This is a genomic window from Acinetobacter sp. NRRL B-65365 (genome assembly GCF_001605865.1).
GTDB lineage: Bacteria > Pseudomonadota > Gammaproteobacteria > Pseudomonadales > Moraxellaceae > Acinetobacter > Acinetobacter vivianii.
Map to the genome: position 1 here is coordinate 67,180 of NZ_LRPD01000013.1, position 19,752 is coordinate 86,931.

General features: G+C 43.3%; 18 protein-coding genes. 2 read left to right on the forward strand and 16 right to left on the reverse strand.

Annotation, left to right across the window (positions count from 1 at the left end; translation table 11 throughout):
* Positions 1-136: 136 nt before the first annotated feature.
* Positions 137-673 carry an ureidoglycolate lyase gene (locus AWW72_RS07335; RefSeq protein WP_062846936.1) on the reverse strand — a complete coding sequence of 179 codons (537 nt, stop codon included), beginning with the start codon at positions 671-673 and terminating at the stop codon, positions 137-139.
* A gap of 69 nt (positions 674-742) precedes the next feature.
* Entirely contained in the window at positions 743-1,744 is a 1,002-nt protein-coding gene (alc, locus tag AWW72_RS07340) for an allantoicase (protein ID WP_062846913.1), read from the reverse strand.
* Between the two features lie 162 nt (positions 1,745-1,906).
* Between alc and AWW72_RS07345 the strand changes: the two genes are divergently transcribed.
* Together AWW72_RS07345 and hpxO are read left to right on the forward strand one after the other, a co-directional pair.
* The gene (locus AWW72_RS07345) at positions 1,907-2,617 is read left to right on the forward strand and encodes a FadR/GntR family transcriptional regulator (protein ID WP_062846914.1); all 711 of its coding nucleotides are present in this window, start codon (positions 1,907-1,909) and stop codon (positions 2,615-2,617) included.
* Between the two features lie 207 nt (positions 2,618-2,824).
* Positions 2,825-3,982 (forward strand): FAD-dependent urate hydroxylase HpxO, encoded by a 1,158-nt coding sequence (gene hpxO / locus AWW72_RS07350; protein WP_062846915.1) that lies wholly within the window; start codon positions 2,825-2,827, stop codon positions 3,980-3,982.
* 109 nt (positions 3,983-4,091) lie between these two features.
* On the opposite strand, the gene AWW72_RS07355 is transcribed toward hpxO, so the two are convergent.
* The 14 genes from AWW72_RS07355 to AWW72_RS07420 form a co-directional block, all read right to left on the reverse strand.
* Positions 4,092-5,375: an OprD family outer membrane porin gene (locus AWW72_RS07355; RefSeq protein WP_062846916.1), complete on the reverse strand. Its 1,284-nt coding sequence runs from the start codon at positions 5,373-5,375 to the stop codon at positions 4,092-4,094.
* 173 nt (positions 5,376-5,548) lie between these two features.
* The gene (locus tag AWW72_RS07360; protein WP_062846917.1) at positions 5,549-6,922 is read right to left on the reverse strand and encodes a nucleobase:cation symporter-2 family protein; all 1,374 of its coding nucleotides are present in this window, start codon (positions 6,920-6,922) and stop codon (positions 5,549-5,551) included.
* A gap of 49 nt (positions 6,923-6,971) precedes the next feature.
* A complete protein-coding gene (gene uraH / locus AWW72_RS07365) occupies positions 6,972-7,307 on the reverse strand; it encodes a hydroxyisourate hydrolase (protein WP_047428280.1) in 336 nt (111 codons plus the stop codon).
* Positions 7,307-7,807, reverse strand: coding sequence for a 2-oxo-4-hydroxy-4-carboxy-5-ureidoimidazoline decarboxylase (gene uraD / locus AWW72_RS07370; RefSeq protein ID WP_062846918.1), 501 nt, complete (start codon positions 7,805-7,807; stop codon positions 7,307-7,309). The genes uraH and uraD overlap by 1 nt, the downstream gene beginning before the upstream one ends.
* A gap of 184 nt (positions 7,808-7,991) precedes the next feature.
* On the reverse strand, positions 7,992-10,415 hold the full coding sequence (locus tag AWW72_RS07375; protein WP_062846919.1) for a glucose/quinate/shikimate family membrane-bound PQQ-dependent dehydrogenase: 2,424 nt from the start codon (positions 10,413-10,415) through the stop codon (positions 7,992-7,994).
* Between the two features lie 16 nt (positions 10,416-10,431).
* Complete coding sequence (locus AWW72_RS07380; RefSeq protein ID WP_062846920.1) at positions 10,432-11,760, reverse strand: carbohydrate porin; 1,329 nt, start codon at positions 11,758-11,760, stop codon at positions 10,432-10,434.
* An 18-nt stretch (positions 11,761-11,778) separates the two neighbouring features.
* Complete coding sequence (locus AWW72_RS07385) at positions 11,779-13,239, reverse strand: NosD domain-containing protein (protein WP_062846921.1); 1,461 nt, start codon at positions 13,237-13,239, stop codon at positions 11,779-11,781.
* A 20-nt stretch (positions 13,240-13,259) separates the two neighbouring features.
* A complete protein-coding gene (gene aroD, locus AWW72_RS07390) occupies positions 13,260-14,099 on the reverse strand; it encodes a type I 3-dehydroquinate dehydratase (RefSeq protein ID WP_062846922.1) in 840 nt (279 codons plus the stop codon).
* Positions 14,100-14,386: 287 nt separating this feature from the next.
* Entirely contained in the window at positions 14,387-15,016 is a 630-nt protein-coding gene (gene pcaG, locus AWW72_RS07395) for a protocatechuate 3,4-dioxygenase subunit alpha (RefSeq protein WP_004772811.1), read from the reverse strand.
* A gap of 12 nt (positions 15,017-15,028) precedes the next feature.
* Positions 15,029-15,754: a protocatechuate 3,4-dioxygenase subunit beta gene (gene pcaH, locus AWW72_RS07400; protein ID WP_004772812.1), complete on the reverse strand. Its 726-nt coding sequence runs from the start codon at positions 15,752-15,754 to the stop codon at positions 15,029-15,031.
* A gap of 10 nt (positions 15,755-15,764) precedes the next feature.
* Positions 15,765-16,178 carry a 4-carboxymuconolactone decarboxylase gene (gene pcaC, locus AWW72_RS07405; RefSeq protein ID WP_004772813.1) on the reverse strand — a complete coding sequence of 138 codons (414 nt, stop codon included), beginning with the start codon at positions 16,176-16,178 and terminating at the stop codon, positions 15,765-15,767.
* 32 nt (positions 16,179-16,210) lie between these two features.
* On the reverse strand, positions 16,211-17,563 hold the full coding sequence (gene pcaK, locus AWW72_RS07410; protein ID WP_062846923.1) for a 4-hydroxybenzoate transporter PcaK: 1,353 nt from the start codon (positions 17,561-17,563) through the stop codon (positions 16,211-16,213).
* 41 nt (positions 17,564-17,604) lie between these two features.
* Positions 17,605-18,390 carry a 3-oxoadipate enol-lactonase gene (pcaD, locus tag AWW72_RS07415; protein ID WP_062846924.1) on the reverse strand — a complete coding sequence of 262 codons (786 nt, stop codon included), beginning with the start codon at positions 18,388-18,390 and terminating at the stop codon, positions 17,605-17,607.
* Between the two features lie 4 nt (positions 18,391-18,394).
* Positions 18,395-19,744 carry a 3-carboxy-cis,cis-muconate cycloisomerase gene (locus AWW72_RS07420; protein ID WP_062846925.1) on the reverse strand — a complete coding sequence of 450 codons (1,350 nt, stop codon included), beginning with the start codon at positions 19,742-19,744 and terminating at the stop codon, positions 18,395-18,397.
* Positions 19,745-19,752 lie beyond the last annotated feature (8 nt).

Genomic DNA, 19,752 nt, shown 5'->3' on the forward strand with positions numbered 1-19,752 from the left:
AAAAGAAATAAAGATTTAGGTTATATACAAAAAATCTTAATTAAAAAAAGATTCGAATATTAATATGCTTGAAGATTCTAAATTAAAATGAATCACCTTCCAATATTCTAAAGTCAATATATTTTCCAATATACAGTCAGAGATTGATGATCTCTGACTGTGCTAAAGCTTCAGTAATCCATAAAGGTTGAGATAAATGATGCACATCGCAATTACTGCCGCCACCAATCCGATCTACCACTAAAAAATCACTGTTTGCTTCTAAGCTAATTAAAGGATGGTGCCATACCCCTTGATGATAGGTAATTCCCTGCTGTCCATTGCTGATAAAAGCATAAATTAGCTGTTCATCAGGTCGTGTTTGGTCAAATGGCAACGCCACAACAATAATAAATTTCTGCTGCTGTAAAGGAATAAAAGACTGCGAACCATAAGGATGTCGTTCCAGCATCTCAATCTGAAATGGAATCTGAGTTGCAAATAAATTGTGAAAAATGCTCATCCCAACCGCAACCTGCTCTCCTGAAATTTGTGCCAGTGAAAGCGCATGATAACGTTCAGTGAGTCCCTGATTAATTGGAATAAAGTCTTTACCACTTTTTTCAATCACATCACCAAAAGGAGCAAAACTGTCCTGAGTTAAAGGTTGGATCTCAATATTTTTTTCATGCATATGTTTATTCTCTGCCATTTCTTATCAGCCCCATTGAATCACAATGAGGCGATTACTCATGAGAAATTACTAAACCACTTTTCCCCATAAACGAATCCGGCTAATGCCGCCATCAGGGATCATATTGACACGGATAAAATTCACTTTTTGATGTTGAATGACTTCTGCTAGATATTCATGAATACTGTCCATCGTTAAAGGTTGCTGTTCCAATAAAAATGGCCAGAACATACTCTGTGGAATCAGTTGTGCATCGGTTGCATCTTCAATATAAGTCGCTTGTATTGAACAAAATGCGGGGAAATTACCTTTAAAATATGCGGTATCGACTTCAATTTTTTCAACTAATCCAGCTTGTCCCAAAGCAATAATGCACCAATCAAAACCAGGTGCACGACGGCGTTTGGTTTCCCAGCCATCACCCATGTTTAAACCACGATCAGGATTCAGCAAATTATTTGGATGCCCGAAATGTGCATCACTAAAAGCCACAATACGTCCGCCATTTTTTAAACCAATCAGGTCGATCTGCTGGGATGTATCTACATTTTCGACCACCACACGGCCATACACCCTTAAACGGGCAATCCCGCCATCCGGGAAAATATTGATGCGGATATGCGTGATTTTCTGTGCGCTACAATCAAAAAAATGATGCTGATCTGGGGATAAAACCGAATTTTCTAATAAGGGTATCCATTCAATATTGTCTAATTGATTGTCTGGTGCATAACATCCTTCTACCGAGGCAGAAGCTGGATAATTGCCTGTAAAGAAAGAAGTATCAATATCAAATCCAGATACCAGCCCTGCCACACCTAGACGTACAATACACCAATCATAGCCAGCTTCACGCTTGCGTCGGGTTTCCCATCCGTCCATCCATTTACCATTGTCATCATATTTTCCCTCAATAAATTGAGCTGGCGTACTTTGCAACATTCTTTCTGCCTGTGCAAAGAACTCATCTGAACAGCTCACAATGGTTGCACCAATTCGGGCATCAGCAAGATTGGTTAACGCTTGAAAATGGCTCGGTAAAGTTACTGTTTTGGCAATATGCACTGTCATCGATCAATCCTGAACATTTCATTTCTATTCTGTTATGCAAAAACCAGTCCAACTGGTCTGACCTGTTATCAAAATATAGCGATTTTTTATCAGGAACAACAACAAAAATAGAAATTTTGTGTAGAATCAAATTGTTCATTTTAAAGATAAGGTGCGTGGCTTATGAGTCCACAAGCAATGCTCAATGGAAAATCATCTCAGGTGACTGAGCAAGCTGTGGAAGTGATTCATCAACGCATTCAGCAAGGTACTTATCCTGTCGATTCAACACTCCCTTCGCAACGCGATCTTGCCGTCCAGTTAGGCATCAGTCGGGCTTCCTTGCGTGAAGCTTTAACACGTCTTGCTGCCTTGGGATTATTGGAAATCAAGGCTGGCAAAGGCGTTTATGTTATTTCAAAACATAGTCAGGCTGCCGAACAATGGGAAGGTGAGCACCGCGTTTCACTCAAAGATTTCTATCAATTACGCTATGTACTGGAAGGTTTTTGTGCCCTACTGGCTTGTGAATATTTAACTGAAAATGATAAATCGACCTTAGAGCAACATTACCAATCGCTTGCCGCTGCAATCAAACAACAAGACTGGACAACAGCTTCTGGGGCAGATTATGCTTTTCACCAGCACATTATTGAATTGAGCCATAATCAATCTATTATTCAAACACTTAAAATGCATACCGAATGGATTAAAAAGAGTCAGATTCTTCCTTTTGTTCAGCCGAATCTGGCATTTAAAACCATTCAGGAACATGAGCTAATTCTACAAGCCCTGTTTAAACAAGATGCAGAAGCGGCTGAAAAAGCCATGCAAGCGCATATTATTGGTGCGGCACAACGTGCGGGCGTATATTTCTCTCGACATCCCAATTGAATGTCACCAAACCACTCAAATTAATTGCTTAAATCATTACCCCGCACCACTTTGCATCATGTCCCGAACCACATCAATGCAAGCTCAATAATTATGCATTTTAATAAAGCACAAAAACTGGTATGACCAGTAAAACCAGTTATTAAAATTGGCACACTTCTCGCTTAGAACTGTTTAGAAACTTTTTAAATATTTAGGATCTGAACAATGAATATTGCAATTGTTGGTGCTGGTATGGGTGGTCTAACTGCGGGTATCGCTTTAAAAAAATTTGGGCATCACGTTACCATCTATGAACAAGCAGCCGAGATCTTACCTGTAGGTGCAGCGATTTCACTTTGGTCAAATGGAGTGAAGTGTCTTAATTATTTAGGTTTAACCGACCAGATTCAGGCCTTAGGCGGTCAAATGGAATCTTTGGCCTATGTGGATGGTCTCAGTCAGCAAACCATGACGCAATTCAGCTTGTCGCATTTATACAAGGAAGTTGGACAACGTGCCTATCCTGTTGCCCGAGCCGATCTACAGCATTTATTAATGCAGCAATTTGGTCTGGAAGATATCAAACTGGGCATGAAAATGACTGCGATTGAAACGCATCAAGATGAGGTGACCATTCACTTTCAGGATGATTCTCAGATTAAAGCTGATTTACTGATTGGTGCAGATGGTACACATTCCCTCACCCGACAATTTGTACTCGGCTATCAAGTCGAACGTCGTTATGCAGGTTATGTGAACTGGAACGGATTGGTCGAAATTGATGAAACAATTGCACCTTCCATGCAATGGACAACCTATATTGGTGAAGGTAAACGCGTATCGCTGATGCCTGTTGCACAAAATCGTTTCTATTTCTTTTTTGATGTGCCATTAGATGCAGGGCTAACAAATGACCGTGCCTATTATAAACAAGAGCTAAAGGCCCATTTTAAAGGTTGGTGTGAACCTGTACAAAAACTCATTGACCGTTTAGATGCACATAAAACCAACCGTGTTGAAATCCATGATATTGAACCGTTTATGGACTTCTACAAAGGACGTGTCGTGTTATTAGGCGATGCAGCACATAGCACTACGCCTGATATTGGACAAGGCGGCTGTCAGGCCATGGAAGATGCGATTTATCTTGCTCGTGCCCTGCAAATTAATACCTTTGGTCTGGAAGATGCATTGGCACGTTATCAAAACAAACGTAATGATCGTACTAAGGAAATGGTCTTAAGAGCGCGTAAACGCTGCGATGTCACTCATATGAAAGACCCTCAAGTGACCCAAGAATGGTATCAGTCTCTCTATCAGGAACAGGGTTCACATATTATGCAAGGGATTATAAGCAATATCGTTGGGAACCCCCTGGATTAGATCTTTACAGTTTTCGCCCCCTATTGAGGGGGCTTTTTTTCAACTGACTTTTAGGAAATAAAAAATGCATATCTCTGTTGAAATATGCATTCATTAACCAATTGATTCCTTAGAACTTATAAGTCAATGCAAAACGGTTCTGTAAGAAATTCTTGTCATAACGTGGAGAGGTCTGGATACCCGCAAAATTACTGACACTAAAACCTTTTAAAGCCCCTGTAAAATTATAAATCCCAAACAGTATATATTCAGATTGGTTTCGGCTGGCAACATGCTCTGCTTCCTTTAAATCCATAAGTGAATAACGCGCGCCGGCAATCACCTGATCAGACACTTTCCCCTCCAAAGACAACATGAAGGCATTACCCGCACCTAAATCCTGAGTACTGGTAAAAAATGGCTGAGCAAAAATTTCACCTGAAGAGGTTTTGGCAGCATACGGCGTTAAAAGTGCGCCATTCAAATACCCCTCCCGATCTGGCTTAATGTAGTTATATGCAACTTTTAAAGTCGCCTTAGGTAATAGCTTAACTGCCGCCTGTGCACCAAAAATCTGACTATTTACCTCACCAGCTAAAGCTTTGCCTTGATCTTTACCTAAAATATATTGCAGTGAAAATTCAGGAGCATATTTAATCTTCGGCATTGCCAAATCAGCTTGTGTATAGATCAAACGGGTATAGTCATCATAACTTTGATACCACACCTGCGTTTTTAGACTTTGATCTTCGGCTAAGTTGAACCGCTTCCCGACACCCACTGACCAGACACCATCGGTTTCCAGATTCGAGTTTTGACGAGAGCTTTTTGTGAACTCATCTTCGCCATAACTTTTATATTTATTGACTTTGGTTAGACGCAAGAAATTGTCATTGTTTCCAATCTGGACATCGGCTGCCTGATATAAAAACATCAAAACACGACGGTCTGCATAATCCCCCATAAAAGGTAAATTGAGACGCTGATTACCAATGGTCACTCTGGCTAAATCATTCTTCCAACTTAAATAAGCTTCTGCCAGACCATCGCGATCCTCTTGCAGTTCAGGTACTTCGTCATTTTTATTTTTCTCATCTAATCGGCGTTGTATGTCATATCCAACACCTGCCTGTATGCCATAAAAAGGCGCTGTTTCATATTTAATATAGCCGCCGATGACAGCCGTATCCTGATTCAGATTATCCACAAAATAAGCATTATTGAGTGAGTAATAGGTCGATTTCACTGCGCCATGAACACTTCCACAGACAAATGCCGCAACCAGTCCATCACCCGCCTGACAATCTTGTTGCAAATTCAACAGATAATTTAGACTGGTATCAGCCGCCCATGCCTGCATAGTTGAGGTCATAGCGAGCATGAGCATTGCTGATTTTAATTTAAAATTTCTCATAAAATTCCCCGTAAGATTTCATTTAAAAATCGCTTTAGGTCTTTAAAATCCTGTTTTTGGCTTTTTCAAGACAAAAACTCCCCTAGACCTATTCAGTGTTGAATAAGCAACTTTTAAATTTTTCGAATAAAAAGTGTGGTTAGGTTAAAAAATCAGTTCCAAATCAATCTCGATCAATGCCCTGAATTTAGAGGCACTGTTGCGACATCAACAGACTTTTTACTTAATGGTAAGTGGTTAAAAATGATGTTAAGCAAAATGGCGGTGATACAAGCCGAGCTAATGCCTGAATGCAATAAGGTTTTTACCCAAGTTGGGAATTGTGCATAGAACTCCTGATTAACGATGGGTATCATGCCAATTGCCAGTGAAGTCGCCACAATAATCAGGTTTCTGTGATCGTTATAATCAACTTTGGCTAAGGTTCGTATACCACTTGCGGCAACTGTACCAAATAACACAATGCCAGCACCGCCCAAAACAGGCATGGGAATCGAGGCAACCAGACGCCCCACGATCGGCAATAATCCCAGAATAATTAAAATGCCACCCGCAGTCGCCACCACAAAACGGCTTTTCACCCCTGTAATGGCAACCAACCCGACATTTTGAGCAAAAGCCGTTTGCATAAATGAACCAAAGATCGGAGAAATTGCACTCGATAACATATCCGCGCGTAAACCATCACCAATACGTTTCGAATCCACTTTAGTTCCAACAATTTCACCAATCGCAATAATATCGGCAGTGGTTTCCGTCATGATCACCAAGGTCACAATTGTCATGGAAAGAATGGCAGAAAACTCAAATACAGGAGAACCGAAATGGAAGAAGCTAGGAAAAGCAAAAATAGAACCTGCAGCAACCTTTGAAAAATCAGTAAATCCAGCAATATAAGCAAGCACAGTCCCTAGAATGATTGCCGCCAGAATTGCGAGCCGGCGTAAAATCTGGCTACGCAACATACTAAAAATAATCACAATCGCCAGCGTCATCACCGCCAAACCAATATTGGCGGGATCACCCCAGTTTTCAGCTTTAGGATTACCGCCCATAATCCAGCGGATCGCAACAGGCATCAGTGAAATACCAATCATGGTAATCACACAACCCGTCACTACAGGTGGAAAGAAGCGAATGATTTTTGCGAAAAATGGCGTCAGCAATAAACCAATTAAAGAGGCGACGATCACAGCACCAAAGGCAGATGCTAATCCTCCCCCCGTACTCACAATAGCCAGAATGGTCGCAACGCCTGCAAAAGAAACACCCTGTACAATCGGTAATTTTGCCCCGAAATGTTTAAAACCTATGGTTTGTATAACCGTCGCCAGACCACCTACGAATAAGGCAGCAGCGACCAGTAATCCAATTTCTGAAGCTTCGAGACCTGCTGCGGCTCCAATAATCAATGGCGGTGCAATGATTCCACCATACATAGTCAACACATGTTGTAAACCATATAAGATGTTTTTATTCATGCCTAAATATTGATGTTCTGCCGAGATAAGTTCATCTCGTTCTGGATGGGTGTTGTCTTGATGCATGGTTAATTCCTCAAATTAAATTCATAAGGTCCACATTGCTTGCGTTGATTTAGCTGCCACGATAAGTTGAATATGAAAAAGGACTGATCAATAAAGGCACGTGATAATGCTGTTGCGTATCCACGACCTTAAAATCGATACAGACGCTTGGATAAAAACTGTCTGTGTTCAAAGCCTGAAAATAATCCCCCACTTCAAAAATCAATTGATAATTGGCTTGGATGAATGAGTCGATTTTGAATGCAGGAATACGACCATCTGCATCTGTGAACTGTTCATCCAGCAAAATATATTGATGATTGATTTCCTGACGTAATTTCACCAAAACCTGACGCGCTGGCTGACCAAGTGATGCATTTAAAATATGTGTGCTAATACCCGCCATTATTGAATCTCCTGTTTTAAACGAATCAAGGCAATTTCAGCCAACTGTTGTTTTACTTCGGCTTGCTCTTGTTCAACCGTATTGAGTAATCGACGTTGTAGTTCAGACAAGATCTGTTGCCCCGAACGACCCGCAGCGCGAATCAGGAAAATATGCCCAAATTTGTGCTCATAATCTAAATTGCCCTGATATAGCGCCAATTGCACGACAGCGTCCGTTTCAACTTGAGCTTGTTCACGTTGAGAAAATTGCTGTTCTTTTTCAGACAAAACCGATGCTGCTTTTTTCTCACCAATGCGCGGATGTTGTGCCAAAGCTTCTGCAATATCAGACCATGACCATGTCTGGGCTTGTGCAACGGCAACTTGATAAAGCTGGTCTATAGAAAAATAAGGACGTTGTTGTACCAGTTCAGAACCCCAATTCGGGATATGTACACACGCTTGTAATACACGCCCTGCTTCCACTGAGTCCAGTTGATTGAATGTTTCTAGCTGCATCGCTGCTCCAATTTAACGCATTGTCTGACTGGTCAGACCAGATGTATTAAATTAAGCAATGACTATGCCAATTATTATGTGTAGAGCTTTGAATAGCGTTTATTAAAAATGAGCTGGATATCCAAATAAAAAAACGGCAATCACTGAGGATTGCCGTTTTATGTTTTTAACGATAAATAAGGATTTAGTTCAAGCTATATGCAATCACATAATCCCCATGATCAGGCGATTGACGCGCGCCACCCGCAGTAATCAATACATATTGCTTACCTGATTTCGGTGACACATAGCTGATTGGTGTACCTTGGCTACCCACTGGTAAACGTGATTTCCAAAGCTCTTTACCTGAAGATGAATCTAGTGCACGCAAGTAATAATCTTGAGTTGCAGCAAAGAACACTAAACCACCTTGAGTTGCCATTGGACCACCAATGGTTGGCATACCAATCGGAACAGGCAAGCCCATTTTGATTCCCATCGGGCCAGTATCCTGTACAGTTCCCATTGGCACTTGCCATGCAACCTGACGGGTTTTCATATCCACTGCGGTCATGGTGCCATACGGTGGTTTTTGGCAAGGGATCATCAATTTCGACCAGAAGCGATCTTTATTGACTTTGTATGGGGTTCCTTTCATTGGTACTGCACCCATACCTGTATTAACTTTTTCACCGCCATTTGCCTGAACAGCCAAATCTTCAGGTGTTTGTTCAATCAACTGAATCCATAGGCCTAAGCGCATGTCATTGACGAACATATATTGATGGCTTGGATCAAAGGCAATACTGCCCCAGTTCATGCCGCCTAGAGAACCTGGGAAGCTCAATGATTTATCCGTGCCCGGTGCAGTAAACAAGCCTTCATAACGCATTGATTTGAAGTTGATACGGCACATCAATTGGTCAAATGGTGTAGTCCCCCACATATCAGACTCAGTTAAGGTTTGGTTACCAATCTGTGGCATTTCTACCGAACGTGGTTGTGTCGGGCTGTATTGTTCTCCCGGAATATCCGCAGGCTTCACCGCTTGCTCAACCACTTTTGTTAATGGCTGACCTGTTACGCGATCCAATACAAAGAACTGGCCTGATTTAGTACCAATCACCACAGCAGGCTTATTGCGACCATCCTTCATTGGGAAATCCACCAAGCTTGGCTGCATTGGCAAATCAAAATCCCAGAGGTCATTATGCACTGTTTGATAGACCCACTTTTCCTTACCTGTAGTTGCATCTAAAGCAAGAACGGATGAGTTGTATTTGTGATCCAGTGGTTGACGATTACCGCCCCAGACATCAACAGATGAGCTACCCATTGGCAAGAATACCGTGTTCATCTGCGGATCATAAGACATCGCTGCCCATGAGTTTGCTGAACTACGTTTATAGGTTTCTCCATCCTTCAACACATAGTTTGGATCAGGGTTGCGAGGATCAAAAGCCCAACGTAATTCACCTGTAATGACATCGTATGCACGAATTACACCACCCGGCATATCGGCAGCAAAGTTATCGGCAATACGGCTACCCACTACAATCACCGTACCGGCAATGGTTGGTGCTGAAGTGACTTCAAAACGTGGTGCAGTGGTTCCCTCACCCAAGCCTTTGAGCAAGTCAACGGTGCCTTCTACACCAAAGTCTTTACAACGTTCGCCCGTATCTGCATTGACTGCGATTAAGCGACCATCTGGTGTATTGGTATAAACACGACGTAGGCATGAGGTATTGTTTGCCACCGCTTTTACAGGTGTCGCTCCCGCTAGAGTCGGCTGAACCAATGCTTGCGTTGAGTCAAAATAAGCAACACCACGGCAACGCTCCCATGCGTCCGATTTGGAATTGACTTCCGCTTTCCAGAGTTGTTTACCTGAATCAGCTTCTAACGCAAAAATGTTGTTATGCGGGGTACACAGGAAAATCTTATTGCCCACTTGTAGCGGCGTCATCTGATCTTCTGCACCATTTCCTGAACCTGTGGTGAAATCACCCGTACGGAAACGCCAGACTTCTTTCAACTGGTGCACATTATCGCGTGTGATCTGATCCAGTGCAGCAAAACGGCTACCCCCTGAATCCTGACCATAATGCGCCCAGTTGGTCTGCTTCATATCCGTTTTTACAGGAATCAGTGGTAATGCCTCACCAGAAGCCGTCACGGTTGGATGTGGCTGGAACATCTGATAAAGGCCAATCACCATGCCAATAACCGTCAATATTCCGAGACCATAAGCAGGTAAATCTGCACTTGGTTGAAATTGATAACGACGAATGGCAGGTAAAGTAAACATCAAGGCCGCAAATAAGCCTGCGGGAAACATCAGTCGAGAAAATAAAGGCCAGAACTCCAAGCCAGCATCAAACAACGACCAGACTATTGTTCCCGCAAATATCAATGTAAATAACCAGACACCCAGCGCTTTTTTCTTAAAAATAAAAAGTGCCGCGATCAGCGTTAATACACCTGAAATCACGAAATACCATGATCCGCCTAAGGTCGCCAGCTTTACCCCACCGACTGTAAAAAACAGTCCTGTCAGTAATAAAACCAGACCTAAAATAAAACACCATATTTTCAATATGGTATGCGAGCTTGAAGATTCAGACATCTGTCATACTCCTGTATTAGAAATTCACACGCATGCTCAACCCTGCAACCCATGCATCATCAACTTCTTTAACACCAGCAGGTTGATGAATATATTGCAGGTTCGGTCTTAACATGACCGCAGGTGACCACTGATAGGTGTAATTCAGCTCAACATTGAGCTCATCACGCTGAACGGGTACATAATCTGCAGCAAGCGCATCGTATTGGTCATAACCACGACTCTGGTTAATTTCAATTTGACGATCTTTATAACGATCATTTACGAGGTAATTGGCAATACCAAAACCAATTGAATCATTTGGACGACCATCAAAAGGCCCTTTGTACCAGAGTGCCAGTTGCTGGGTACTGTTGACTGCTGTAGTGGCTTTATCATTCACCACGGCATTGAAACTGACGTACAAACCACGTTTTGGATCGTCGCCTTTTTGGCTGAGTTGTTGTTGTGCATTGAGCCAGAAACTATGTTTACCATCATGTACCTTGCCCACGGTCGCAATATCATTTGCTTCAGCAGTTGAATACAGTGCCCCGACTTTATATTCACCAGACAAGCCATTAAAGACAGCAAGTTTTGGTCGCCATGCCAGTTCTACAGGAATGGTCGCCCCTTTGACGTGGTCCATATCCAGATTAAAACCATCACTATTCCCATCAGTTTTAACATTGTCTGGATTGACCTCATAGACACCTACGCCCAGCGTCCATTCAGGTGCGAATTGATATTTAACATTGGCGCCCCATAATCCAACAGGTAAGTTGTACCAGATTGAACCAATCGACTTTCCAAGCTGACCGCCACACAGTAACAGGTTCTGAAATTCGCATTGCGAGCCATTAAAATCTTCTGACATGCCCATACGGCCAATCTTGAACTGAACCGTATTATCAACAAAACCCTTTTTCACCCATGCCTGACTCAAACGCCAGATTTTGCCGCGACCGTAGATTTCCTGTGAATTGCCTAGTGCACTAGAACGAGGATCTTTAATCCGATCCAGCGTTAGCGCATTACCATCACGTTTGGTGATTAAAAGACTGGCACTGGTATCTTTCCAGCCTGCAATTTTCTCTAAATCAAAATTGGCACCTAATGATAATTGCGCTGCATTTTTAAAAGTATTGTTATCGTCATAACCACCATCCAGATTAGTGGCACTTTGACTCATGATTGAGGCTGTAAATTTATAGCCTTCTTTTTCCAGTTGCTGACGCTGGCCATCCCAGTCACCCAGTAGCCATTGGCGATCCTGTGACCACGGCTGATCTGCAAAACTAGCTTGAGCAGTACATACTGCAACTGCCAGACAGCTCATTTTGAGCAATAATGCATTCGATTTCATATTCAGCCTCCTTGTCGTTTATTTTAGTTTCACAGCTGAACTGAGTTCAGATGTCGCACCTACACGGTCAGTGATATTTGCTGTCACTGAAGCAACTTGCGCTGTTGGTTTCCAAGTCAGCGTTGCAGTTCCTTGTGCATTTGTTGCAGCAACAGCTGAACCTAAATAAAACTCTGCTTCATTTGAATTTGCCGATGAGTTTCCAAAAAACTCGACCTGATAACGCTGATTCGGCTGCCCTTTTACTTCGACTGCAATTTGTCCTTTAGACAAAGTTAATTTTGGTGCCTGAATATTCTGGTTCGGTTGTGCATTACAGCCTTGCTCATTGGCCTGTTTACAGGTCTTCTGCAAGTTGGCAGGATCAATCTTGACGCCATGACCGCGCGAACCCACATAATGTGAATGCTCCAGTCCAGGAACATCAAAAATAATCGCACCTACACGTTGATTCGGTACGCAGCTTCCGCCTGCTTCACAACGTTTAATCTCTTTAGCATTATTCCAGATTTGGTTTTTAGTCAATGTAATATGTGCATCCGCGTCTTTCTCGGAACGAATCGCGATGCCGACCCGATTGCCATGTACTTTATTACTATCAAAGATATTGCCATCACCGGTCAGGTTAAAGCCGTTGGAGTTATTGGTTAGCTCGTTATAAGCAATATAGTTACGCTTGCCCCAGTTGATCTGTAAGCCATCTGAATAATTTTCAAATTTATTGCCGATCACCGCATTGTCATTGCCCCACAGGATTTCAATCCCTTGTGATGGTTCAGGATTTGCTGCTGTTGAAATAAAATGGTTGTTAGCCACCAGATTAAATGCTGCGCCACGAGTTAACTCAAGACCATCACCATTGTCCTGAAAATAGTTATTCAGCACTTTGTTGTTATTGGTTGTCGTTGCTGTTGGATTACCTTTGCCATCATCACCCGTCAGCATCACACCTGCGCCGCCGTAGTTATGCATGATACGGTTATTTTGAATCAGGTTATTACTGGCACGGTTCATCAGAATACCAATACAGAAATGGCGGATTTCCAACCCTTGAATGGTTACACCATTGATATCGCGTAATACAATGCCAGGCAAAGTTGTGGTACGGACATTGGTTCCGAACTGCCCTTCAACTGCACCAGGACAGGCTTCAACACCAGTTCCTTTAATATAATTCGATCCATCGACTGCAATAAACTCACCTGTTTTTGCCCATTGCGTCCCAATGATTTTTACAGGCGCTTTGATCTCAGGTAATGGACTGTTGACCTTAATGGCATAAGGCGCCTTGCCTACTGCCTGAATCAGAATCTCGCTGGCTTCAGTCGGCTTGCTATTGACTTGTTCAATTGCCCAACGCAAAGAACCTTTATCTTTATCATCTTGATAACGATCAACAACATAAGTTTCTGCTGCTGCCATTCCCGAAACCGCCATCGCCACAGCTAAAGTGCTTAAACGTAAGTAAATTGCTTTCATGTCTAAAAATCCTTTTTAAATTATTGTGTAGGTTGAACCGTTTTTAAAAACTGTTTCAGTTGCGTGACGTCGATCTGACCCGGCGCCGAAGCTTCACCAATCATGCCAAAACTGAAGCTGCCGCCCATATTGGCCGTCGCAATGCGGGAAATCGTCCCAAGTTTACCCATTGACATAGTGAGTAATGGCTTTTTAGATTGCTGACTGACTTTCAATGTCGCATTCATGAGGGTAAATACATCCTGTTTGCTTTGTGGCATGACTGCAATTTTAAGGATATCTGCCCCTAGCTCATCTTGCTTGAGCAAGCGTTTAATGATTTCAGCCTCAGCGGGTGTTTTTTGGAAATCATGATTCGACATCACAATCAGCACTTTTTTCGCATGTGCTAATTTGACCGTATTCTTCACAATTAGCTGATCGCGGAACATTTCCACATCCAGCATATCCATAAATGGCTGCTGTAAATAAGCCAGATAAGTCTTGCCATAATCTGCATCACTAATGGTCAGTTGCCCACCTTCATTATGAGTACGAATGGTGGCAATCATCGGCTTAGTACCGAGAATCTTTTTTAATTCATGTCCCAAGGCAATCACTTGCTTGCTATCACTGGCAAAGCTCAGTAAATCAATCCGGAATTCAGCAAGATCCGCATCAGCATTGGCGGCAATCACTTTTGCCTGTGCAATCGCCTGCTCTTTGGTTTTGGCCGTAATTGGTACAATAGTTTTCACAGGCAGTTTTGCCAGTTTAGATAATTCAACATGTTTGTGCAGATTGTCCTGTGCTTGTACGCTTTGAACCATCAATAGAGGGCTAACAAGCAGCATCAATGTTGCCAGTGTTTTCATTTTCATCTGTATCGTCCTTAATAATAGATTTGCTCATTCAGCGGGATCTTAGCGAATTTTGATTAAATGATAGGATAAGCCTTCGGCTGGACTTACTTTGGTTCCGCCCTGAGAAGCGCTTGAAGCTTCGTAAGGGCAAAAGCATTGTCATCCGTAAGGTTCACTTCCGATACCACATTCGTAGCATAGCTACTCGTTTTACGCTCAGACAAAGCGTTGCTTTGTTTATCTTCGCTCAGATTGCAGATGACATTCCCGAGTAGCTAATTTCTACATACGTTTCTTTAATATATTTAAATATCAAAGAACACGGTTTCATCATCACCTTGAATACGAATATCAAAGCGATAAACCACCTCACCATCCACTTCACTGCGTTTGGCGATTAAAGTCTGACGACGTACTGCCCATTCAATGCTGTTTAGCACTGGATCATTGGCATTGGCATCCACTTCATCTTCAAAATAAACACGAGTGTGTAAGCCAATATTGATGCCGCGCGCAAACACTGCCACAGCAATATGCGGCGCCTGAATTGAACCTTTACGCCCAGCAACAGCGCCCGGTTTTACCGTATTAAAGCTCCAGAAACCTGTTTCAAAATTGGCACCTGTACGGCCCCATCCAAGAAAATGTGGATCGGCAGTTTTACCTTGAGTATCCGCCTGACTTGGATAAACACCATTTGCATCCGCCTGCCAGATTTCCAGTAATACATCTCTTAATGGCAAACCAAGACCATCAAACACCTGACCTTCGAGACGAATACGTTGTCCTTGAGTTTGGTCATTCACTAACTGGTTATCAAAGTTGTGCTCAAATACTTCAATATTGGCTTGTTGCGGTAATAAACCGATATGAACATAAGGACCACCTGTTTGTGATGGGGTTTCCTTTAATTCCTGAAAATTCCATGCATTCATCGTATGTCTCCCTTAAGTCAAATCATTTTCAAAATAAGTCGCACGACGACCACGAAGATGAATATCAAAGCGGTAACAACGACTATCTGCTTCGATGAAGTTGTTTTTATCTTCCAGTGCGATCAAGGCACGACGCTGATCTTCCGACGGAATAGTTTTCAAAATCGGGCAAGTATCAATCAAGGTATCGCCTTCAAAATAGAACTGCGAAATCAGACGCTGTGCCCAACCATCTGCAAGTAGGGAGAAATGAATATGCGCTGGACGCCATTCATTAATACGGTTACGCCACGGATATGGGCCCGGTTTGATGGTACGGAAAATATAAAAACCATTTTCATCGGTTAAAGTACGACCACAGCCACCAAAGTTAGGATCCATCGCACCAATGAATTTGTCATTCGGATGACGATAGCGACCAGATGCATTGGCTTGCCATACTTCAAGCAAAGCATTTTTTACAGGGCGACCAAACTGATCACGTACATAACCATGCACAATGATACGTTCACCAACAGGTAGACCTTCTTTGGCATAGTTCAAGATCAGATCATTATCTTTAGGGCCAAAGATATTCGGTGAAAAATGCGGTGAAGTGACTTCAGTCAACGTCTCATTAATAGAAATCAATGCATTCTTTGGCGAGCGTAATACACTGGTCTTATAACCAGGTGTATATGCTGGCGGATGATCATCAGTATTACGTTGTGGGTATGCACCTAATGTATGCTTTAACATGCCTGTCTCCTTAATCCTGTGGTTGTGCCGCAACGGGTTGCACGTCGATGCCAAGTTCTTTAAAGACTTCTTCTGCCATATGCATCGCCGCATTTGCTGCTGGCAAACCTGCATATAAAGAACTATGTAAAATCAGTTCTTTCAGTTCATCCTTAGTGACACCGTTGTTGAAGCAGGCACGTAAATGCATTCTGAGTTCGTCTTCACGGCCCAATGCCAATAAGATGGCAATCGTGACCAGACTACGGGTATGACGTGGCAAGCCTTCACGCGACCACACTTCACCCCATGCAAAACGACTAATAAAATTCTGGAAATCCTGATTGAAATCATTAAGGTTCGCTAAAGAGCGGCCGACATGTTTTTCACCCAGTACTTCGGTACGGACTTTTAGTCCTTGCTGATAACGCTGTTCATCATTCATGAACGTTGCTCCTCATCTTGAAAATATGAGCCTTAGGTTGCATCGGTATGAGCAACTAGAGATTTAACAAAAATTGCGATGGCTGCTGCCGTAGCAGGAATCATCAACAAGCTGAGAATGGCGGTAAATGACCAGTCATTACCCAATAGCACTGCGCCAATCCATGCACCAAATACGGCACCAAAACGGCCAATACCTGTCATCCATGCCACACCTGTTGCACGACATTGCGTTGGATAGAAACGAGCACTTAATGCTGGCATTGAAGATTGCGCTCCGTTAATCGCAATGCCTGCACATAACACAAGGATCGCCAATAAAGTTGGATTGCTGAGACTTTGCCCAACCGCAATTGCAAACAGACCAGCGAGAAAATAGAAACCTGAAATAATGCGGTTTGGATTGAAACGATCCATTGCCCAGCCAATGAATAAGGCACTGAGCACCCCGCCAAACTGGAACAAGCCGCCGATGAACGCCGCGCGTTCCATGGTTGCACCAGTCTCACGCATCAAGGTTGGTAACCAGCTGGTGAGCAGGTAAACCACCACTAAACCCATAAAATAAGTGGTCCACAATAAAACCGTACCTTTGGCATATTGTTTAGAGAACAGCATGCCAAACACATTTTTCTTTTCCGCCACAGCAGATTTTTCTTCCGGGATATGGAAGCTCTCAGCAGCCTGTGCTTTTTCAGGTGAAATATGGGTTAAGATGGTGCGAATTTTTGCTGAATCTCGACCTTTGACAATCAGAAAACGATAAGACTCAGGCAAGAACAAAATCACCAGAACCATTAAAATCAAAGGCGTCCAGCCACCCAATAAAAATAAGCTGTGCCATCCAAAAGCAGGAATCAACCAGCTACTGATAAAGCCGCCTGTCGCCATGCCAAGGTTATAACCACAGAACATACAGGTCACCATCAATGAACGTACCCGTGTCGGGCAATATTCAGAGAATAAAGTCGCTGCATTCGGCATCGCCGCACCGAGACCAATCCCCGTTAAAAAACGTAATACGACCAATTGATTCAGGTTGTCAGCATAAGCAGATGCCAAGGTAAAACCACCAAAAATCAACATTGCAACGGTTAAAACAATCTTGCGCCCGAAACGGTCAGCTGTTGGACCCGAAACCAGCGCACCAATGATCATGCCACCCAATGCCGCACTCATTACTGGCCCAAGCTGGGAACGGTCAATGCCCCAGTCCTGAGTCAATGCAGGTGCAATAAATCCCATTGCAGCGGTATCAATACCGTCAACAAATACAATGAGAAAACAAACAATTGCGATCATCCACTGATATTTACTAATTGGCGCATTATCAATTAATGCTTGTGCATCTACGCTATTTTTCGATGCAGCAAATTCCTGTGCCATAACTGCCTCCTTGTAGGCGAATTCCTTTCTAACCCTTGCGGTTATATGTTTTGAATAAACTTGGACAATGCCTGTTTGAACACTTGTGGCTGTTCAATATTGGACAAATGAGAAGCTGCCAAGATTTCAAGCTGACTGTTTGCAATGTGTTGATGCATAAACTCTGCATCCTGCACCGTTGTAATCGGGTCGTATTGCCCTGCGATAATTAAAGTAGGAAGCTGAATCTGACCGAGTTGCTCCCGAACATCAGCATCAGCTAAGGCACGGCATGCATTGGCATAGCCTTGTGCAGGTGTCACAGCCAGACTCTGAATGGTTTTTTGTGCCAGCACATCGTGCGCATAATCAAAATGTTCGCTAAACCAACGGGTATGTGTGGTTTTCACAAGTTCAGCCAAACCGTTTTGCTCTACGCTATCCGCACGGGTATTCCATGCCTCAGCGTTTCCGATTTTTGCTGCCGAGTTTGCAACAGTAATACTGTGGAAACGTTCAGCGTGATCAATTGCCAAAGCCAAAGCCGTGATTCCGCCCATCGAAATGCCACAAAAATGTACTTTCTCAACGGCTAAAGCATCAAGAATATCCACGACATCTTCAGCCAGATTTTGCAAGGTTGTATCGGCAATCACGGTGCTGGTACCATGTCCACGTGTGTCATAGGTAATGACCTGATAGTGCTCAGCCAAAGCTGTCACTTGTGCCTGCCACATACCATGATCGGTTCCCAAAGAGTTAGAGAACATGATCACAGATGCATCTTTGCGCCCTTGAACCTGAACAGCCAGCGGATGTCCCTGACGATTATTGATATGAGTGACCATGTGCTTACTCTCCTTGTGCTGCATGTAGTACTGCATCGATTTGTGCCTGAATATTGCCTAGGTAAGATGCAGGATTGAACAGATCATCTAATGCCTGATCATTGAAATAGACATTCACTTGCTCCATGTTGGATAACACGGTTTTTAAATGCTGATGCTGGGCAACTGCTTGCTGGCAAGCCTGCTCAACCAGATGGTGTGCATTCAAACGTCCAAGTTTTGGTGCAAGCGCCATCATCACAGCCTCCGCCATGATGAGGCCATTTGTACATTCAAGATTACGTTGCATCGCGTCTGCGTTGACCTGCATGTGCTCAAGCACTTCACTGCTTCGTTCTAAAGCACCTGCACATAGCTGGAAAATTTCTGGAATCGCAAGCCATTCCGCATGCCATGCACCTAAAGCACGTTCATGCTCTTGCACCATGCTTTGATAAACACTTGCCATTAAGGCTGGCACACGATTGGCTGCAGCAAGAATTGAAGCTGCTGCCACAGGATTACGCTTATGTGGCATGGTCGATGATCCACCACGCCCTTTTGCTGCTGGTTCAAAAACTTCTGCGATTTCGGTTTGCATCAGCAGCGACCAGTCTTTCGCGATCTTGCCAACATTCCCAACAATCAAAGCAAGCGTACTGGCAATCTCAACCATACGGTCGCGCTCACCATGCCATGTGCATGCTGGAACTGTTAAATTGAGTTGCGCGGCAAAAGCCTGAACCACAGCCGAACCTTGGTCTTGTAAAGATGCCAATGAGCCTGCTGCGCCACCGAGTTGTGCAGTCAATACGCGTTCTTTCATTGCATGCAGACGATCAAGATCACGCTTCAAAGCGCTCGCCCAACGGGCAAATTTATGACCCAAAGTAATCGGTAAAGCTTGCTGTAACCAAGTCCGCCCAATCATGACCTGATCACGATATTGCTGTGCTTGCTTTAAGCTCACCTGATAGGCCTGTTGCACTTGCTGTTCGATTAACGCCAATGCATCACGACACTGCAAAATCGTTGCTGTATCAATAATATCCTGACTAGTCGCACCCCAATGCACATAGCGGGATGCATCTTCATCCTGCTGTTTCACCAAGGCGGTAAATTGCTTTACAAATGGAATTGCAATATTGCCAGCCAAGCCCGTTGCTGTAGCCAAAGCATCCATATCGATTTGCGCTACAGCATTTTGACCAACCTGTTCAATGATCATTGCCGCTGAAGCAGGAATGACGTTGACCTGTGCCTGAGCTTTAGCTAAAGCAACTTCGGCCTGCACCATATATCCCAATAAAGCATGATCACTAAAAATTGCAGTGGCATCAGGCTGATAAAATAAGCTGGCGTATAACTGGCTCATAACAGACC